Origin of the sequence: Streptomyces sp. NPDC001068, assembly GCF_042897315.1 — a bacterium.
Lineage (GTDB): Bacteria > Actinomycetota > Actinomycetes > Streptomycetales > Streptomycetaceae > Streptomyces.
In genome coordinates this window covers 953,772-972,351 of record NZ_JBIAYD010000001.1, presented here as the reverse complement: position 1 = coordinate 972,351, position 18,580 = coordinate 953,772, and the positions used below count along the sequence as shown (strand labels likewise).

The following is an 18,580-nucleotide window of genomic DNA, read 5'->3' as shown; positions in this document are numbered from 1 at the left end:
GGGGGCGGACCCGAACGGGCCCGCCCCCCTTCCTTCTTTCGGCTGCCGTTGTCTCAGGCCAGCAGCTCCACCTCCGCGAGCGTCGACGCGCCGTCCAGGACCAGCCGGTAGTGCGCGTACGTCCCGGGGGCGCGGACCGTGAACGCCCGGGTCTGCAGGTTCCAGGGGAAGTTCTCCCCGGACCGCCGGTCCACGGTGCGCCAGTGGGTGCCGTCGGCCGAGGCCTGCAGGGTCCAGCCCGTGGGGGCCTGCGCGTGGTCCGCCGGTGAGGTCAGCGTGTACTGGATGCCCTTGACCGCCTGGGTCACCGGCAGGTCCACCGAGGTCACCGACTGCTGCGTGGCCGACGTGTCGTCGAACAGGGAGCCGTCACCCTTGAGGACGTCCACGCGCGGCGTGGGCACCTTGTCGTCCTGGGTGATCGAGACCGGGCCGGCGTTCTTGCCGGTGCCCCAGGTGGACGGCTTCGGGCCCATCGTGAAGTCGATGACCCCGCCCTTGGAGAGGAGCGAGTGGGGGAGCGTGGTCGACGTCCAGATGCGGCCGTCGACGCGCACACCCTGTACGTAGACGTTGGCCGCGCTGTTCCGCGGCGCCCGGACCACCAGGTCCCGGCCGTTCTCCAGGTGGACCGTCGCCTTCTTGAACAGCGGGGAGCCGATCGAGTAGTCGCCGCTGCCCATCACCAGCGGGTAGAAGCCGAGGGCCGAGAAGAGGTACCAGGCCGACTGCTCGCCGTTGTCCTCGTCGCCGTGGTAGCCCTGGCCGATCTCGCTGCCGAGGTAGAGCCGGGAGACGGCCTCGCGCACGTACGCCTGGGCCTTCCAGGGCTCGCCGGCCGCGTCGTACATGTAGATGACGTGGTGGGCGACCTGGTTGGAGTGGCCGTACATGCCCATCCGGACGTCCCGGGCCTCGGTCATCTCGTGGATGACCCCGCCGTAGGAGCCGACGAAGTCGGTGGAGGCCGTCTCGGGGGTCGCGAAGTACTCGTCCAGCTTGTCCGCGAGCCCGGACCGGCCGCCGTACAGGTTGGCCAGGCCCCGGCTGTCCTGGGGTGCCGTGAAGGCGTAGCCCCAGCCGTTGGTCTCGGTGTAGTCGTACCCCCACACCCGCGGGTCGAACGACGAGGAGTCCACCCGCCACTTGCCCTGGGCGTCCTTGCCCTGGAAGAAGCCGGCCTTGGAGTCGAAGAGGTCCACGTAGTCCTGGGCGCGGTTCAGGAAGTACGCCGACTCCTCCTTGTAGCGCTTCTCGCCGGTCTTCTCGTACAGCGCCTTGCCCATCTCGGCGATGCCGTAGTCGTTGACGTATCCCTCCATCGCCCAGGACAGGCCCTCGCGGGTGTCGTCGCTGGTGTAGCCGAGGAAGGGGGAGGTCGACATGCCCTTGCGGCCCACGCCCGAGGAGGGCGGGACGACCGTCGCGTTCTTCACGGCCGCGTCGTACGCCGCCTTCGCGTCGAAGTGCACGCCCTTGACGTAGGCGTCCGCGAACGCCACGTCCGAGGAGGTGCCGGTCATCAGGTCGGCGTAGCCGGGGGAGGACCAGCGCGAGGTCCAGCCGCCGTCCTTGTACTGCTGCACGAACCCGTCGACCATCTCCCCCGCCTGACCGGGTGTCAGGAAGGAGTAGGCGGGCCAGGTCGTGCGGTAGGTGTCCCAGAAGCCGTTGTTGACGTACACCTTGCCGTCCACGATCTTCGCGCCGGTGTGCGTCGGGGTGTCCTGGCTCGTCATCGGCGAGAAGGGGGAGGCGTACTGGTCTTTCGAACCCACCTTCTCGAAGCCCGAGTTGGGGTACAGGTACAGCCGGTACATGCTGGAGTAGAGGGTGGTCAGCTGGTCCGCCGTGGCGCCCTCCACCTCCACCTTGCCGAGCAGCCTGTCCCACACCTTCTGGGCCCGCGCCTTGACCGTGCCGAAGGAGGTGCCGTCCGGGATCTCCTGGGACAGGTTGTCCTTCGCCTGGTCCACGCTGATCAGCGAGGTGGCCAGGCGCAGGGTGACCGCGTGGTCGGCGCCCGCGTCGAAGCGCAGGTAGCCCTTGACCCCGGCGGAGTCGCCGCCCGTCACCGGCTTGTCGAAGACGCCGTAGACGAACAGCCGGGTCGCGCCGGTCGAAAGCCCGGACTTGACGTCCGAGTACCCGGTGACGATCCCGTGCTCCTTGTCGAGGGTCAGGCCCGCCTGCTCGGTGACGTTGTCGAAGACCACGCTCGCGTCGTCGCCCGGGTAGGTGAAGCGCAGCGCGGCCGCGTGGTCGGTCGGCGCTATCTCGGCCTTGAGGCCGTTCTCGAACGTGACCCCGTAGTAGTACGGCCGCGCGGTCTCGTTCTCGTGCCGGAAGGCCAGTTCGCGGGCCTCCCGCCCGGTGTCCGGGGTGCCGGCGGCCGCGGACGGCATCATCTGGAAGGTCTGCCGGTCACCCATCCAGGGGCTGGGCTCGTGGCTCGCGCTGAACGCCTGGATCGTGGGCAGGTTGGCGTCGTTGTTGGCCCGCGCGTACTCGTACAGCCAGCTGTCCGAGGACGCGTTGGTCACCGGCGTCCAGAAGTTGAAGCCGTGCGGCAGGGCGGTGGCCGGGAAGTTGTTGCCGCGCGAGAAGCTGCCGCTGGAGTTGGTGCCGCGGGTGGTCAGCGCGTAGTCGGACAGGTGCGCCTTCGGCTTCTCGGGCGCGACGCGGGCGATGTTCACGTCGTCGATCCAGCCCCGGAACCTGGCCGGACCGGCCGGCGAGTCGTAGCCCACCAGGATCCGGTCGACGGTCTTGCCGGCCGCGACCGATCCGATCACCGAGGAGACGTCGTTCCACTGGTTGACGTACAGGCCCTTGGCCGAGCCCTGGCCGCGTGGCGACAGCGCGAACCCGTGGCTGTCCACCGCCCCGAGACCGCTCAGGTACGTGCCGTCGGTGAAGGCCAGGTCCACGGCCACGTTCGTGGCGTCGTAGTCGAGGTCGCCGTCGGCCATCGAGGGGAAGATCCGGTACGAGAGCCGTGTGTCGCGCCCGACCTTCACGTTCACGTCGAAGACCTTGTTGTACGAGTACGCCCGGCCGCTCGCGGTGTGCCGGCCCGCGTACCGCAGCGCGTGGGTCCCGGTGAAGCCGGCCCTCGCCTTCGCGGTCGGCGAGCCGCTCGGGCCCCTGTCGACGAGCGAGAGCATGTCCTGGGGCACCGGGCCGCCGCCGCCGCCCGTGGAGAACTGGACGTCGGCGATCTGCAGGATGCCGGACGCGCCGTTGTTCTTCGTGACGTCGAGCCGGAAGTGCTGGTACTCGGCGGGCGCCGAGAGGTCGTACGAGCGGGTCTGGAACCGCTCGGCGAAGCCCTCCCCGGTGCGGGTGTCGACGGTCTTCCAGTCCTTGCCGTCCGTCGAGCCCTGCAGCGTCCAGTCGGCGGGGTCGCGTTCGGCGTAGTCGTTCGCGGAGGTGACGGCGTACGTCACCAGCTTGATGGGCTTGTCGAAGTCGAACTCCACCCACCCGGTGGGCTCGAAGGTGAGCCACTTGGTGCCCGGCTCGCCGTCGGTGAGGTTCTCCTTGACCTCGCCCGCCCCGGAGTTCTCGCCGCTGGCCCGCATGTCGGTCACGTGGTCGGTGACGTTGCCGGGGATGCCGGTGCTGTAACCGCCGTCGACGCCCGAGGCGCGCGGGGCGCCGGCGGGGTCCGTGTCGACCGTGTCGGTCCAGTCCGGTGACGGGTCACCGGACTCGAACGAGGATGCGAACTGCGTCGCGGCGGACGGGGCCTTGGCCGGCAGGGCGACCGCGGCCCCCTGGGAGCCCAGGGTCATGACTACGGCGGCCGCGATCACGACCGCCGTACCGGATCGGTGTCCTGTTCTTCGCTGCGTTCTCCGCTGCATCACAACGGGTACCCTCCCTGCCACATGAGACAACGTTGTCAGATGTGTGGCGCAGGAACCAGTAGGTGGTCAAGTGGTACGTGATGTCAAGGGTGTTGGCTGCGGCATTCAGGGGTCTATGTCGGCTCTTTTTCCGGCAAGGCGTACACGGCTCGCTCAGATTTCCGACAGGTCTCAACTAGGAAAAGACCCTTGGCGAACCTTGCATTCGATCTTGCCCCGCTGGCGGGAAGTGGACTATACCTGTCGGCACTTCCTGAGTGACTTCCTGCACGGCCCAGCACGACCCGACCGCGGTGCCGGGGAGGATCCGGTTCACCGCCTGAGTCCTGGAGAGGGCGAGGACTTGAGCATGGGATCCACATCCGCAGCCAGTCATGGTTCCGAAGGCGTCGGCCGCCGCGATCTGATCAAGCGGTCAGCCGCACTCGGCCTGATCTCGGTCCCCACCGTCGGATTTCTCTCCGCCTGCGCCAGCAGCGGCGGAGGCGGCCAGTCCAAGGACAAGGCCGGCAAGAAGACGACCAAGAACCCGCTCGGCGTCAACGACACCGCCCAGATGGAATTCGTCCTCTTCGACGGCGGTTTCGGCAAGGAGTACGCCGAGGACGCGGTGAAGATCTACCAGAAGGACTTCCCGAAGGCCAAGGTCAAGTTCTCGGCCACTCAGAAGATCCAGTCCACCCTGCAGCCCCGCTTCAACCAGGGCACCCCGCCCGACCTGATCGACAACTCCGGTGCCGAGCAGATGGACATGGGCGTCCTGGTCGGCAAGAAGCAGCTGGCCGACCTCACCCCGCTGCTGGACGCGCCGTCGTACGACGACCCGAACAAGAAGGTCCGCGACACGCTGCGCCCGGGCATCGTCGAGATGGGCCAGTTCGACGGCGACCCGGTCTGGATCATGTACTACGCCTACACGGTGTACGGCGTCTGGTACTCCCAGAAGGCCCTGGACTCGCTGGACGCGGAGTACCCGCAGACCTGGGACCAGATGCTCGCGGTCTGCGAGAAGGCCAAGAAGAAGGGCATGGCCGGCTGGACCTACGCCGGCAAGTACCCGTACTACATCCCCTTCTCGCTGTACCCGATGATCGGCAAGGTCGGCGGCGTCGAGGTCCTGAACGCGATCGACAACCTGGAGCCCAACGCCTGGAAGCACCCGGCCGTCAAGGCGTGTTTCGAGGCGTACTACGAGCTCTACAAGAAGGGGTACATCCTCAAGGGCACCCCCGGCCTCGACCACATCCAGTCGCAGACCGCGTGGGCCCAGGGCAAGGCGCTGTTCATTCCGAACGGCTCCTGGGTGGAGAACGAGTCGGCGAACGTCATCCCCTCCGACTTCAACCTCGCCGTCTCCGCGCCCACCGGCATCGACAAGAGCGACAAGATGCCGTTCGGCACCATCTGGGCCTCCGGCGGCGAGCCGTTCATCGTCCCGGCCAAGGCGGCGAACGCCGAGGGCGGCATGGAGCAGCTGCGCATCATGCTCAGCGAGGCCTCCTCGAAGAACTTCACGTCCAAGGTGAAGTCGCTGACCGCCTACAACGGCGGCACCGACGGCATCACCCTCACCCCGGGTCTCACCTCCGGTGTCGCCGCCCTCAAGCTGGCCGGGACGAACGTGGTCAACCCGCGGCTCCAGGACTGGTACGTGCAGCTCCAGAAGGAGAAGATCGGCGTGGCCGGCCTCGGCGAGATGATGGCCGGACGGCTTACCCCGGCGGAGGCCATCAAGAAGATCCAGGGCTATGCCGACGAGGCGGCCAAGGACAGTTCGATCAAGCACTACAAGCACCAGTAATACCCACCTTCACGGCACCGGAGTGGCGATGCAGCACGGCAAGTACCGGTTCATCGTGGGGTTTCTGGCGTTGCCCCTCGGACTGTACGCGCTCTTCGTGGTCTGGCCGTTCATCCAGTCCATCTACTACTCGTTCACGGACTGGACCGGCCTGAGCCCCGATTTCAAGATGGTCGGCCTGGACAATTACAAGAGGATGCTCAACGACGACATCTTCTGGAAGTCCTTGCAGCACAGCTTGATGTTCGCGGTCGTGCTGCCGCTGGTGACGATCAGCCTCGCGCTGTTCTTCGCTTTCATGATCAATGTGGGCGGTCGCAGAAGGAAGGGCGGTCCGGTCGTCACCGGTGTCCGGGGCTCTTCCTTCTACAAGATCGTCTATTTCTTCCCGCAGGTGCTGTCGATCGCGATCGTCTCGCTGCTGTTCGCCTTCGCGTACAACCCGGACAGCGGCGCGATCAACTCACTGCTCCGCGGAATCGGCCTGGACAACGTCCAGCCGCTGTGGCTCGGCGACCCGAGCCTCGCGCTGTGGTGCGTGATGGCCGTGCTGGTCTGGTCCACGGTGGGTTTCTTCGTGGTCCTCTTCTCGGCCGGCATGGCCTCCATTCCCACGGATCTCTACGAGGCCGCCCTGCTCGACGGGGCCGGCCGCGCGACCACCTTCTTCCGCCTCACCCTGCCGCTTCTGTGGGACACCGTGCAGTCCGGCTGGGTCTACATGGGCATCCTCGCGCTCGGCGCCGAGTCGTTCGCAGTCGTACAGATCATGACGACAGGACCGGGCGGGCCGGACTACTCGACGACCGTCATGGTCCTGTACGTGTACCAGAAGGCGTTCCGGGACGGTCAGGCCGCCTACGCCACCACCATCGGCGTCGCCCTGCTGGTCGTCACGCTCGCCTTCGCGGCGGTCGTGATGCGGCTGGGCCGTCGCGAGCGGCTGGAGTTCTAAGCGATGACGACGACCGAGACCGACGCCACGACGCCGACCGGCCCCGACGCGCCCGTGACCAAGGCCGGGGACCCGGCGCCGAAGCCGTCCCGGGGCAGGCGCGAGGGCGGGGTCCTCAACGTCTTCTCCCACGGCGTCCTGGTCCTGTGGGCGATCATGGTGGTCCTGCCGCTGGTGTGGGCGGTGATGACCTCCTTCAAGGACGACAGGTCGATCTTCAGCTCGCCGTGGGCGCTGCCGGACAAGCTGCACTTCGACAACTGGTCGCGGGCGTGGACCCAGGCCAACATGGGCGACTACTTCCTGAACACCATCCTGGTGGTGGGCGGTTCACTGATCGGCACGCTGGTGCTCGGCTCGATGGCGGCCTACGTGCTGGCCCGCTTCGACTTCCCCGGCAACCGCTTCATCTACTTCCTCTTCATCGGCGGCATGAGCTTCCCGATCATGCTCGCGCTGGTCCCGCTGTTCTACGTCGTCAACAACATGGGCCTGCTGAACACCATCCACGGCCTGATCCTGGTCTACATCGCGTACTCGCTGCCCTTCACGGTCTTCTTCCTCACCGCGTTCTTCCGCACCCTGCCCACCTCGGTGGCCGAGGCCGCCTTCGTCGACGGCGCCTCGCACAGCCGCACGTTCTTCCAGATCATGCTGCCGATGGCGAAGCCCGGCCTGATCAGTGTCGGGATCTTCAACTTCCTTGGGCAGTGGAACCAGTACATGCTGCCGACGGTCCTCAACACGGACCCGGACAAGCACGTCCTCACCCAGGGCCTGGTCCAGCTGGCGGTCAGCCAGGGTTACAAGGGCGACTGGTCCGGCCTGTTCGCCGGTCTCGTGATGGCGATGCTCCCGGTCCTGGCGGCCTACATCGTTTTCCAGCGCCAGGTGGTGGCCGGTCTGACGGCGGGCGCCTTGAAGTAACGAAGCGTTTGCCATCCGAAAGAACCGCGAGCCACCGCGCGACCGGCCACGACACCTCCCGCACCCGGCCACGGACCCCGTCCGGCCTCGCTGACCAGTGGCCTAGACATGTCGAACGCATGTCCCTCAGGCATCCCCCGAACCGCCAACGATTTCTGTCAAGGACTTGACGGCGGTAACCCGTTCAGCAGAGCTTGGAGTTCATAACTTGTAAGTGGCCCGGTCTCAGTGAGGTGACCTGGGTCACGTTGGCGGCACCGTGGCCGCCTCCGATGGCGGGAGTGGATGGGTCGATGGAGACTCCGGGGTCGCAGTCGTCGCTGCACCGAGCCAACCTGGAACGTGTCGTACGGGCCGTACGGCTGGCCGGATCGCTCACGCAGGCGGAGATCGCGCGCACGACCGGCCTGTCGGCCGCGACGGTCTCCAACATCGTGCGCGAGCTCAAGGACGGCGGAACCGTCGAGGTCACGCCCACGTCGGCCGGCGGCCGCAGGGCCCGCAGCGTGAGTCTGAGCGGTGACGCCGGCATCGTCATAGGGGTCGACTTCGGCCACACCCACCTGCGTGTCGCGATCGGGAACCTCGCCCACCAGGTGCTGGCCGAGGAGTCCGAGCCGCTCGACGTCGACTCGTCTTCCAGTCAGGGGTTCGACCGGGCCGAAGAGCTGGTCAACCGTCTGATCGCGGCGACCTCCGTGGACCGGTCGAAGATCGCCGGCGTGGGCGTCGGCGTGCCGGGACCGATCGACGTCGAGTCCGGCACCCTCGGCTCCAGCGCCATCCTGCCCGGCTGGATCGGCGCGAGACCCGCCGAGGAGCTCAGGCTGCGCCTCGGCGTCCCCGTGCACGTGGACAACGACGCCAACCTCGGCGCCCTCGGCGAACTGGTCTGGGGCAGCGGCAAGGGGGTGCGTGATCTTGCTTACATCAAGGTGGCGAGCGGTGTCGGCGCGGGGCTCGTGATCAACGGGAAGATCTACCGCGGTCCCGGCGGCACGGCGGGCGAAATCGGGCATATTACACTCGACGAGTCCGGCCCGGTCTGCCGGTGCGGCAACCGCGGCTGCCTGGAGACCTTCGCGGCGGCCCGCTACGTGCTGCCGCTGCTCCAGCCCAGTCACGGCACCGACCTGACCATGGAGAACGTCGTGCGGATGGCCCGGGACGGCGACGCCGGGTGCCGTCGGGTGATCTCCGACGTCGGCCGGCACATCGGCAGCGGTGTGGCCAACCTCTGCAACCTGCTGAACCCCAGCAGGGTGGTCCTCGGCGGCGACCTCGCCGAGGCCGGAGAGCTGGTCCTGGCGCCGATCAGGGAGTCCGTGGGGCGCTACGCGATCCCCAGTGCCGCACGGCAGCTCTCGGTGCTTCCGGGGGCGCTCGGGGGCCGTGCGGAGGTGCTCGGGGCGCTCGCTCTCGCGCTCAGCGAGATGGGCGATTCGACCCTTTTGGACGGCTCGTTGCCTGCTGTTGCACCTGCCTTCACTTAGAGAACGAATGGCGCCGTTGCCATCTCGTTAAGTATTTACTTCTTGACGCCGCAGTCACGGCCGAGTTGACTTCCAGCCACCTCGGCCGCAGCGTTGCGGCCCTGTCAGGGAGGCACCCCCAATGAACGCAACGATGCGTAGAGTCGTGATCGGCACCGCCGCGGTTTCCATGGCGCTGTCCATCGCCGCCTGTGGCAAGGCCGGCGATGACAAGAAGAGCGACTCGAGCAGCAGCTCCTCCGGTGGTAGCAAGACCATCGGCCTGCTGCTTCCCGACAGCGTGACCGCGCGCTACGAGAAGTTCGACAAGCCGTACTTCGAGGCCAAGGTCAGCTCGCTGTGCGCCGACTGCAAGGTCGAGTACGCGAACGCCGCCGGTGACTCGGCCAAGCAGGCCCAGCAGGTCAGCAGCATGATCACCAAGGGCGTCAAGGTCATCGTGATCTCGTCCCAGGACGCTGCGGCCATCAAGTCCTCCGTGCAGGCCGCCGTCGACAAGGGCATCAAGGTCGTCGCGTACGACCGCCTCGCCCAGGGCCCGGTCTCGGCCTTCGTCTCCTTCGACAACGTCAAGGTCGGCGAGCTCCAGGGCCAGGCCCTGCTCGACTCCCTCGGCTCCAAGGCGACCAAGAAGTCCAAGGTCGTCATGATCAACGGTGACGACGCCGACCCGAACGCCGCGCAGTTCAAGGAAGGCGCCCACAAGGCGCTGGACGGCAAGGTCGACATCGCCTACGAGCAGTCCGGCCTGTGGAAGGACACCACCGCGGCGCAGAAGGTCAAGGCCGCCATCACGCAGCTCGGCGCGAAGAACATCGCCGGTGTCTACTCCGCCAACGACGGCATGGCCGGTGGTATCGCCACCACCCTCAAGGGCGCCGGCATCAGCGGCATCCCGCTGACCGGTCAGGACGCGGAGCTCGCGGGTATCCAGCGCATCGTCGCCGGCACCCAGTCCTCCACCGTCTACAAGGCGTTCAAGCCGGAGGCCGAGGCCGCCGCGACGATCGCCGTGGACCTGCTCCAGGGCAAGGACATCGCCTCGCTCGCCACCAGCACGCAGACCAGCGGCTCCGGCGACAAGGTGCCCTCGCAGCTGCTGACCCCGGTGTCGGTCACCAAGGCCAACATCAAGGACACCGTGATCGCGGACAAGCTCTACACGGTCGCCGACATCTGCACCGCCGAGTTCGCCAAGGCCTGCAAGGCCGCCGGCCTGCAGTAGTCCGGCACCCCGGAGCCGCACGGCTCCGGTCGCCAGCGCCCGGGTGCTCGCAGTACGACACCCGGGCCCCGGCCGCCCGACGGCCCCGGCCCTGCGCGAGCAGGGCGCCCCGTCCGTCCGGCGGTCTCGCGAAGCCCCTCCGACGCCCGCTCCGGCCCTCATACCCCGCTGCCGGAGCGGGCGTCGGACGGACCCGTTGCCAAGCGCAGCGGATTCGCGCATGTTCATCTTGTAAATCGCGTGCGTACACCGAGGGCAACCCGAGGTGACCGCACGCCCCTCCGCGCCTGATCAACAAGCGCGGCATCCCCGCCGGTCAGGCGGCGAAGGAGATGGTTCACGTGTCCGCTACGCCCGTGCTGGCGTTGCGCGGAGTCTCCAAGCGATTCGGTGCGGTCCAGGCACTCACCGATGTCGACTTGGAGGTCCACGCCGGAGAAGTGGTCGCCCTGGTGGGCGACAACGGCGCCGGAAAGTCGACCCTGGTCAAGACGATCGCGGGTGTGCATCCCATCGATGAGGGCGTCATCGAATGGGAGGGCAAGCCGGTCCACATCAACAAGCCCAACGACGCCCAGGGCCTGGGCGTCGCGACGGTCTACCAGGACCTCGCCCTGTGCGACAACCTGGACGTGGTCGGCAACCTCTTCCTCGGCCGTGAGCTCCTGCACCGGGGCGTCATCGACGAGGTCTCCATGGAGAAGCAGGCTCGCGAGCTGCTGAGCACCCTCTCCATCCGCATCCCGAGCGTGCGCATCCCGATCGCCAGCCTCTCCGGCGGTCAGCGCCAGGTCGTGGCCATCGCCCGCGCCCTGATCGGCGACCCGAAGGTCGTCATCCTCGACGAGCCCACCGCCGCGCTCGGCGTGGAGCAGACCGCCCAGGTCCTCGACCTGGTCGAGCGGCTCCGCGAGCGCAACCTCGCCGTCATCCTGATCAGCCACAACATGGCTGACGTGAAGGCGGTCGCGGACACGGTCGCCGTGCTGCGCCTGGGCAAGAACAACGGCTCCTTCCCCGTGAAGAGCACCAGCCATGAAGAGATCATCGCCGCGATCACGGGCGCCACGGACAACGCCGTGACCCGTCGTGCGGAGCGTCGCACCCCGGAGGCGGCAAAGTGAGCGAGACGTCGAACAAGACCGTGCAGGGCGACGAGTCGCCCGACGAGTCGCCGCAGGTCGAGAAGTCCGCGGCCGCCGAGGCCGCCGCGGCCACGGCGACGGTGGCCCCTCCGGCCGAGGACCCCACGGCCGCGCCCGTTGCGGTCGTCGACCCGCGTCTGCTGGTCCGCGAAGAGGGCCTCAAGGGCTACGTCACCGAGTTCAAGCGCAAGGTGCGGGGCGGCGAGCTGGGCTCGCTGCCGGTGGTCATCGGCCTGATCATCATCTGGACCATCTTCCAGGCGAAGAACAGCCTGTTCCTCAGCGCGGACAACCTCTCCAACATCAGCTACTTCCTCTCGGCCACCGGCATGCTCGCCATCGGCCTGGTGTTCGTGCTGCTGCTGGGTGAGATCGACCTCTCCGTGGGCTCGGTCAGCGGTCTGGCCTCCACGCTGTTCGCGGTCTTCGCGGTCAACCACGGGATGAACCCGTGGCTGGCCCTGATCCTCACGATCATCACGGGCGTCGGCATCGGCGCGCTGCACGGCTGGTTCTTCGCCAAGATCGGCGTACCCGCGTTCGTGGTCACCCTGGCCGGCTTCCTCGGCTGGAACGGTCTGATGCTGTGGCTGCTGGGCGACAGCGGCACCATCAACATCCCGTCGGACAGCGGTCCGGTGCACATCCTGGGCCAGAGCTCGTTCTTCATGGACCAGGCCATCATCGGCGCCTACCTGCTGGCCGGCCTCGGTGTCGTGCTGTCGGCCCTCGGCCAGTTCAACGAGCAGCGCCGGCGCCGCGCCGCGGGCGTGCCGTTCCGTCCCACCAGCGAGATCCTGGTCCGCGTCGTCCTCCTCGGCATCGCGTCCTTCGCCGCGGCGGCGGTCCTCAACAACGCGTCCGGTGTCTCCAACGCGCTGGTGATCTTCCTCGCCTCCCTGGTGATCGTCGACTTCGTGCTGCGTCGCACCACCTACGGCCGCAAGGTCTTCGCGGTCGGCGGCGGCATCGAGGCGGCCCGGCGTGCCGGTATCAGCGTGCCGATGGTCCGGATCACCGTGTTCGCGATCTCCGGTGGCTTCGCGGCGATCGGCGGTATGTTCTTCGCCGGCCAGACCGCCAGCGCCACGCTGAACGCCGGTGGCGGCAACACCCTGATGCTGGCCATCGCGGCGGCGGTCATCGGTGGTACCTCGCTGTTCGGCGGCCGCGGTTCGGTGTGGTCGGCGCTCCTGGGCATGCTGGTCATCCAGTCCATCCAGACCGGTCTCGACCTGCTCAACATGAACACCTCGATCCAGTACATGATCACCGGTGGTGTTCTGCTCGGCGCCGTCGTCATCGACTCGGTGTCCCGCCGGAGCCAGAAGGCCGCGGGTCGCGGCTAGCACCCGTCGCCGTCAGGGGCGCGGGGCCGGCCCCGCGCCCCTGGGGTCTCCGACCGTGCCCGGCACTGTCCAGTGCCGGGCACGGTCGTGTCATAGGTGGGGGTCATGATGGGTACAGCCGATCGCGTGACCTATGACCCCGGGGCCGGAGTCGTTCCGTCCGGGCGGAACATTAGACTCGTCTGGCCCGGCAACAGCTCGATCAGCTCTACTGCAAGGAGGCACGGGTGTCGCTGCTGACCCGTATCAGGGGACCGCGCGATCTGGACCGGCTCACCCCCGAGGAGCTGGTCCAGCTGGCAGAGGAGATCAGGGGCTTCCTCGTGGAGGCCGTCTCCAAGACCGGCGGACACCTCGGTCCCAACCTGGGCGTGGTCGAGCTCACCATCGCCCTGCACCGCGTCTTCGACTCCCCGAAGGACAAGGTGCTCTGGGACACCGGCCACCAGTCCTACGTGCACAAGCTGCTCACCGGCCGGCAGGACTTCTCCCGGCTGAAGCAGAAGGGCGGCCTGTCCGGCTACCCCTCGCGTGCCGAGTCCGAGCACGACGTCATCGAGAACAGCCACGCCTCCACGGTCCTCAGCTGGGCCGACGGCATCGCCAAGGGCAACCAGCTGCTCGACAACGACAACCACGTCGTCGCCGTGATCGGTGACGGCGCCCTCACCGGCGGCATGGCCTGGGAGGCGCTCAACAACATCGCCGAATCCAGGGACCGCCCGCTGGTCATCGTCGTCAACGACAACGAGCGGTCGTACTCCCCGACCATCGGCGGCCTCGCCAACCACCTCGCCACCCTGCGCACCACCGACGGGTACGAGCGGTTCCTGGCCCGGGGCAAGGACCTGCTGGAGCGGACGCCGGTCGTCGGCAAGCCCCTCTTCGACACCCTGCACGGCGCCAAGAAGGGGCTGAAGGACTTCATCGCCCCGCAGGGCATGTTCGAGGACCTCGGCCTGAAGTACGTCGGCCCCATCGACGGACACGACATCGAGGCCCTGGAGTCCGCGCTGGCCCGCGCCAAGCGGTTCGGCGGCCCGGTCATCGTGCACTGCCTCACCGAGAAGGGCCGCGGCTACCAGCCGGCCCTCCAGGACGAGGCCGACCGCTTCCACGGCATCGGCCCCATCCACCCCGACACCGGGCTGCCGATCAAGGCCTCCGGCGCCGACTGGACCTCCGTCTTCGGCGACGAGATGGTCGAGCTCGGCAAGGAGCGCGAGGACGTCGTCGCCATCACGGCGGCCATGCTGCAGCCGGTCGGCCTGAAGAAGTTCGCCGACACCTTCCCCGAGCGGATCTACGACGTCGGCATCGCCGAGCAGCACGGCGCCACCTCCGCCGCGGGCCTGGCCACCGCCGGACTGCACCCGGTCTTCGCCCTCTACGCCACCTTCCTCAACCGCGCCTTCGACCAGGTCCTCATGGACGTGGCCCTGCACAGGTGCGGGGTGACCTTCGTCCTGGACCGGGCGGGCATCACCGGCACCGACGGCGCCTCCCACAACGGCATGTGGGACATGTCGATCCTCCAGGTCGTGCCCGGTCTGCGGCTCGCCGCCCCGCGCGACGCCGACCAGGTCCGCGCCCAGCTCCGCGAGGCCGTCGAGGTCGACGACGCGCCCACCGTCGTCCGCTTCTCCAAGGGCGCGGTCGGTCCCGCGGTGGCCGCCGTCGGCAGGGTCGGCGGCATGGACGTGCTGCGCGAGCCCGGCACCGACACCCCCGACGTGCTGCTGGTGTCGGTCGGCGCGCTGGCCCCCATGTGCCTGGAGATCGCCGGCCTCCTCGACAAGCAGGGCATCTCCACCACGGTCGTCGACCCGCGCTGGGTCAAGCCGGTGGACGAGGCGATGGCCCCGCTGGCCGAGCGGCACCGGGTGGTCGTCACGGTCGAGGACAACCTCCGCGTCGGCGGTGTGGGCGCGGCGATCGCCCAGGCCCTGCGCGACGCCGGAGTGGACGTCCCGCTCCGCGACTTCGGCATCCCGCAGCGCTTCCTCGACCACGCCTCGCGGGCCGAGGTCATGGCGGAGATCGGCCTGACGGCCCCGGACATCGCCCGTCAGGTCACCGGTCTGGTCGCCAGGCTGGACGGCACGACGACGGAGGTCGACTCGGTGGAGCCCGCCAGGGACTGAACCGCGACGCACCCCGAGGGGGCCGCGGGGACCCGCGCGAGCGACCGCACGCGGTCTTCGGCCCCCGACGGAAGACGTACGCCCGATGGGCCGGTCCCGCCACCTCTCCGGTGGCGGGACCGGCCCATGTGCGTGAACCTGCCTTTGCCGGGCATACGCATCCCCGGCCCTCTCGATCATGTCGAGGACGACAAGCGTGGGAGGTAGGCAGTGGCCAGTTCGCTCTTCAGGACCAAGAACGTCGAACAGTCCATCAAGGACACCGAGGAACCGGAGCACGCGCTCAAGAAGTCGCTCTCCGCCCTGGACCTCACGGTCTTCGGCGTGGGTGTCATCATCGGCACCGGGATCTTCGTCCTGACCGGCACGGCCGCCAAGAACACCGCGGGTCCCGCCGTCGCGCTCTCCTTCGTCGTCGCCGGTGTCGTCTGCGGCCTCGCCGCGCTCTGCTACGCCGAGTTCGCCTCCACCGTTCCGGTGGCCGGTTCGGCGTACACGTTCTCCTACGCCTCGCTGGGCGAGTTCCCGGCCTGGATCATCGGCTGGGACCTGGTGCTGGAACTCGCGCTGGGCACGGCGGTGGTGGCCGTCGGCTGGTCGGGGTACATCCACTCGCTGCTCGACAACGCCGGCTGGCAGCTGCCCGACTACCTCAGTGGCCGGGACGGCGCGCACGGCTTCGGCTTCGACATCCTCGCCGCCCTGCTGGTCCTCGCCCTCACCGCGATCCTGGTCGTCGGCATGAAGCTCTCCGCCCGGGTCACCTCGGTCGTCGTCGCCGTCAAGGTGGCCGTCGTCCTGGTCGTCATCATCGCGGGCGCCTTCTTCATCCACAGCGGCAACTACGAGCCGTTCGTCCCCAAGTCGCAGCCGGTGCCGGCGGGCGGCAACCTCAAGGCCCCGCTGATCCAGCTCATGTTCGGCTGGGCACCCTCCAACTTCGGCGTGATGGGCATCTTCACCGCCGCCTCCGTCGTCTTCTTCGCCTTCATCGGCTTCGACGTCGTCGCCACCGCCGCCGAGGAGACCCGCAACCCCCAGCGGGACGTGCCGCGCGGCATCATGGGCTCGCTGATCATCTGCACCCTGCTGTACGTCGCCGTGGCCATCGTGGTCACCGGCATGCAGAAGTACAGTTCGCTGTCCGTGGACGCCCCGCTCGCCGACGCGTTCAAGGCCACCGGGCACCCCTGGTTCGCCGGCCTGATCAGCTTCGGCGCCGCCGTCGGCCTGACCACCGTCTGCATGATCCTGCTGCTCGGCCAGTCCCGGGTGTTCTTCGCGATGAGCCGGGACGGGCTGCTGCCCAGGTTCTTCTCGCACACCCATCCGAGGTTCCGCACCCCGTACCGGCCGACCATCCTGCTCGGCGTCGTCATCGCGATCGTCGCCGGCTTCACCAGCCTCAGTGAACTCGCCGAACTGGTCAACATCGGCACGCTCTTCGCCTTCATCGTCGTCGCGATCAGCGTGATCATCCTGCGCAACACCCGGCCCGACCTGGAGCGGTCCTTCCGCACCCCGTGGGTGCCCGCGCTGCCGGTGGTGTCCGTGCTGGCCTCGCTGTGGCTGATGCTGAACCTGCCCGCCGAGACCTGGCTGCGGTTCGCCATCTGGATGGTCATCGGCTTCGTCGTCTACTTCCTGTACGGCCGCACGCACAGCGGTCTCGCCCGCGCCGAACGGACCCCCGCCGACGCTCCGTGACCGGCAGGCTCGCCACCGCGGCCCCGTATGTCCCGTCCGGGTGGGACTGCGGGGCCGGATAGCGTGCTCTCCATGCTTCTCGCGCCCCTCGCCCCGCCACGGTCCGTAGTCGCAGGGAAGGGGTACTGGACGCGGCTGCTGCCCCTGCTCGCCGCCCTGGCCTGCGTGACCCGGGTGCCGTCCTTCCTGGGGCGGCTGTGGAACCCGGACGAGGGCTATCTCGCCGTTCAGGCCCGCATACTGGCGCGTGGCGGGCAGCTCTACGAGACGGTCGTGGACCGCAAGCCGCCGCTGCTGCCGTGGCTGTACGAGGCGGTCTTCGGGGTCTTCGGATCCGGATCGCTGACCCCGGTGCGGGTGCTCGCCGTGCTCGCCCAGCTGGCCACCGCCGTGACGCTCGCGTCGATCGCCCGGGGCCGGTGGGGCGACAGCGCGGGGCGCACCGCGGGGGCGCTGTACCTGCTGGTCTCCGTCGGCCTGAACCCCGAGGACGCGCAGGCGGCCACCTTCGAGGTGTTCATACTGCCCGCCACGGCCGCCGCGATGTGGTGCGCCGACCGCCGCCGCTGGGGCGCCGCCGGCGTCGCCGTCGCCTGCGCACTGCTCACCAAGCAGACCGGCGGCGCGGTCCTGCTGCCGGTGGTCTACCTGCTCAACCGGTACGGCGGCCCGCGCGCGAGCCCGCTCCGGCTGGCGGCCGGCGTCGCCCTGCCTGTCCTGGGCGCGGCCCTGGTCACCGACCCGGCCGGCTTCGCCTTCTGGACGGTCACCGGCTCCGGCGCCTACGCCTCCTTCACCGGCTCCGAACTCCACGTCCTGGTCAGGGCGTTGACCAACAGCGCGATCCTCGCCACGGCCTGCGCGGGGCTGCTCCCGCCGGTCGCGCGCGCCCTGCGCATCGCCCGAACCGGTGCCGCCGACCTCTGGCTGTGGCTGGCGGCGTCCGCGGTCGCCGTCACCGTCGGCTTCCACTTCTTCGGCCACTACTTCCTGCAGCTCACCCCGCCGCTCGCGCTGCTGGCCACGGCCGCGCTCCAGGTCCTGCCGCGGGAGCGGACCGCGGTCGCCGTCCGCACCTCGGCCTGCGTCTGCGCCCTCTTCCTGGCGTGGGGACTCCTGGCTCCCCGCCCCGAACTCGCGCACGCCCAGCGGCTGGCGACCGCCCTCGCCCACCGCACCCAGCCGGGCGACCGGGTGCTGGTGTGGGGCATACACCCGGAGACGTACTGGCTCGCCGACCGTGCCCCCGCCACCCGCTATCTGACCGCCGGACTGCTCACCAACTTCAGCGGCGGCCGGGACGGCCCGGAGGTCGGTGAGAAGTACGCCGTCGAGGGCACCTGGCCGGTCTTCCGCGCCGAGCTGGCCGACCGGGCGCCGGACCTGGTGGTCGACGACTCCCGGGGCAAGCCGTACGGACCCGACCGGGTCCCCACCCTGCGCCGCCTGCTCATGGCCGGCTACGAGCAGGTGGACGAGGTCGACGGAGCGGTGGTGTACGCCCGGGTGCCGGGGGAGTAGGCCGGGAACGGCCCGCCGGGCGCGCCCCGTTCAGCGGAGCAGCGCGCTCGGGCCGATCACCTCGGCACCCAGCTCGCTCACTCTGCCGCGCAGTTCACGGTCGGCGGTGACGACGAGACGGGGGCGGCCGGGATCCTCGGCGGTCAGCTCCACGATCCGGTCGTCGCCGCTGCCGGACGCCGGTTCCACGCGCACCCCGGGCACCGACGCCACACCCCGGGCCGCGCCCTCGACGACGAGCACCAGCTCCACCGGGGTGGGGTGGCCGGGCAGGCCCCGCTCGGCCAGCCGGTCACGCAACCGCTCGGCGGCCCCCTTGCGGTCCCGCCACCAGCCGTCCGGCCGTGACCCCACGACGTTCGCGCCGTCGACGATCACCAGCAGCGGAGCTTCGTCATCCATGCCACCAGCCTCGCACGCCAGGGGCCGGGCCACTGCCCC

At 69.0% G+C, this 18,580-nt stretch carries 12 protein-coding genes; 10 read left to right on the top strand and 2 right to left on the bottom strand.

Translation table 11 applies throughout. The annotated features are described in order from the left end of the window. Positions 1-53: 53 nt before the first annotated feature. Positions 54-3,797 (bottom strand): GH92 family glycosyl hydrolase, encoded by a 3,744-nt coding sequence (locus ACFY3I_RS04235; RefSeq protein WP_390859427.1) that lies wholly within the window; start codon positions 3,795-3,797, stop codon positions 54-56. A 424-nt stretch (positions 3,798-4,221) separates the two neighbouring features. On the opposite strand from ACFY3I_RS04235, the gene ngcE reads away from it, so the two are divergent. From ngcE to ACFY3I_RS04185, 10 genes are all read left to right on the top strand, one after another. After that, positions 4,222-5,673: an N-acetylglucosamine/diacetylchitobiose ABC transporter substrate-binding protein gene (ngcE, locus tag ACFY3I_RS04230; RefSeq protein WP_365292802.1), complete on the top strand. Its 1,452-nt coding sequence runs from the start codon at positions 4,222-4,224 to the stop codon at positions 5,671-5,673. Positions 5,674-5,701: 28 nt separating this feature from the next. Beyond that, positions 5,702-6,628 carry a sugar ABC transporter permease gene (locus ACFY3I_RS04225; RefSeq protein WP_365292800.1) on the top strand — a complete coding sequence of 309 codons (927 nt, stop codon included), beginning with the start codon at positions 5,702-5,704 and terminating at the stop codon, positions 6,626-6,628. A 3-nt stretch (positions 6,629-6,631) separates the two neighbouring features. Then, positions 6,632-7,555: a carbohydrate ABC transporter permease gene (locus ACFY3I_RS04220; protein ID WP_365292798.1), complete on the top strand. Its 924-nt coding sequence runs from the start codon at positions 6,632-6,634 to the stop codon at positions 7,553-7,555. Between the two features lie 293 nt (positions 7,556-7,848). After that, entirely contained in the window at positions 7,849-9,048 is a 1,200-nt protein-coding gene (locus ACFY3I_RS04215; RefSeq protein WP_390859239.1) for an ROK family transcriptional regulator, read from the top strand. 133 nt (positions 9,049-9,181) lie between these two features. After that, complete coding sequence (locus ACFY3I_RS04210) at positions 9,182-10,273, top strand: sugar ABC transporter substrate-binding protein (protein ID WP_390859238.1); 1,092 nt, start codon at positions 9,182-9,184, stop codon at positions 10,271-10,273. A gap of 332 nt (positions 10,274-10,605) precedes the next feature. Next, positions 10,606-11,397 carry an ATP-binding cassette domain-containing protein gene (locus tag ACFY3I_RS04205; RefSeq protein WP_365292793.1) on the top strand — a complete coding sequence of 264 codons (792 nt, stop codon included), beginning with the start codon at positions 10,606-10,608 and terminating at the stop codon, positions 11,395-11,397. Between the two features lie 101 nt (positions 11,398-11,498). Continuing rightward, entirely contained in the window at positions 11,499-12,767 is a 1,269-nt protein-coding gene (locus tag ACFY3I_RS04200; protein ID WP_390859426.1) for a sugar ABC transporter permease, read from the top strand. 227 nt (positions 12,768-12,994) lie between these two features. Then, a complete protein-coding gene (gene dxs, locus ACFY3I_RS04195) occupies positions 12,995-14,911 on the top strand; it encodes a 1-deoxy-D-xylulose-5-phosphate synthase (RefSeq protein WP_390859237.1) in 1,917 nt (638 codons plus the stop codon). A 210-nt stretch (positions 14,912-15,121) separates the two neighbouring features. Continuing rightward, positions 15,122-16,618, top strand: coding sequence for an amino acid permease (locus tag ACFY3I_RS04190; protein ID WP_365292789.1), 1,497 nt, complete (start codon positions 15,122-15,124; stop codon positions 16,616-16,618). A 72-nt stretch (positions 16,619-16,690) separates the two neighbouring features. Continuing rightward, positions 16,691-18,139, top strand: coding sequence for an ArnT family glycosyltransferase (locus tag ACFY3I_RS04185; RefSeq protein ID WP_390859236.1), 1,449 nt, complete (start codon positions 16,691-16,693; stop codon positions 18,137-18,139). 30 nt (positions 18,140-18,169) lie between these two features. On the opposite strand, the gene ACFY3I_RS04180 is transcribed toward ACFY3I_RS04185, so the two are convergent. Next, positions 18,170-18,541, bottom strand: coding sequence for an NTP pyrophosphohydrolase (locus ACFY3I_RS04180; RefSeq protein ID WP_390859235.1), 372 nt, complete (start codon positions 18,539-18,541; stop codon positions 18,170-18,172). Positions 18,542-18,580: the final 39 nt, after the last annotated feature.

Excerpts from the sequence above, each read along its gene's own strand:
- ACFY3I_RS04225 (WP_365292800.1), top strand. The coding sequence starts at position 5,702 with ATGCAGCACGGCAAGTACCGGTTCATCGTGGGGTTTCTGGCGTTGCCC.
- ACFY3I_RS04185 (WP_390859236.1), top strand. The coding sequence starts at position 16,691 with ATGCTTCTCGCGCCCCTCGCCCCGCCACGGTCCGTAGTCGCAGGGAAG.
- ACFY3I_RS04215 (WP_390859239.1), top strand. The coding sequence starts at position 7,849 with ATGGAGACTCCGGGGTCGCAGTCGTCGCTGCACCGAGCCAACCTGGAA.
- ACFY3I_RS04235 (WP_390859427.1), bottom strand. The coding sequence starts at position 3,797 with ATGACCCTGGGCTCCCAGGGGGCCGCGGTCGCCCTGCCGGCCAAGGCC.
- ACFY3I_RS04205 (WP_365292793.1), top strand. The coding sequence starts at position 10,606 with ATGGTTCACGTGTCCGCTACGCCCGTGCTGGCGTTGCGCGGAGTCTCC.
- ngcE (WP_365292802.1), top strand. The coding sequence starts at position 4,222 with ATGGGATCCACATCCGCAGCCAGTCATGGTTCCGAAGGCGTCGGCCGC.
- ACFY3I_RS04180 (WP_390859235.1), bottom strand. The coding sequence starts at position 18,541 with ATGGATGACGAAGCTCCGCTGCTGGTGATCGTCGACGGCGCGAACGTC.
- ACFY3I_RS04210 (WP_390859238.1), top strand. The coding sequence starts at position 9,182 with ATGCGTAGAGTCGTGATCGGCACCGCCGCGGTTTCCATGGCGCTGTCC.
- ACFY3I_RS04220 (WP_365292798.1), top strand. The coding sequence starts at position 6,632 with ATGACGACGACCGAGACCGACGCCACGACGCCGACCGGCCCCGACGCG.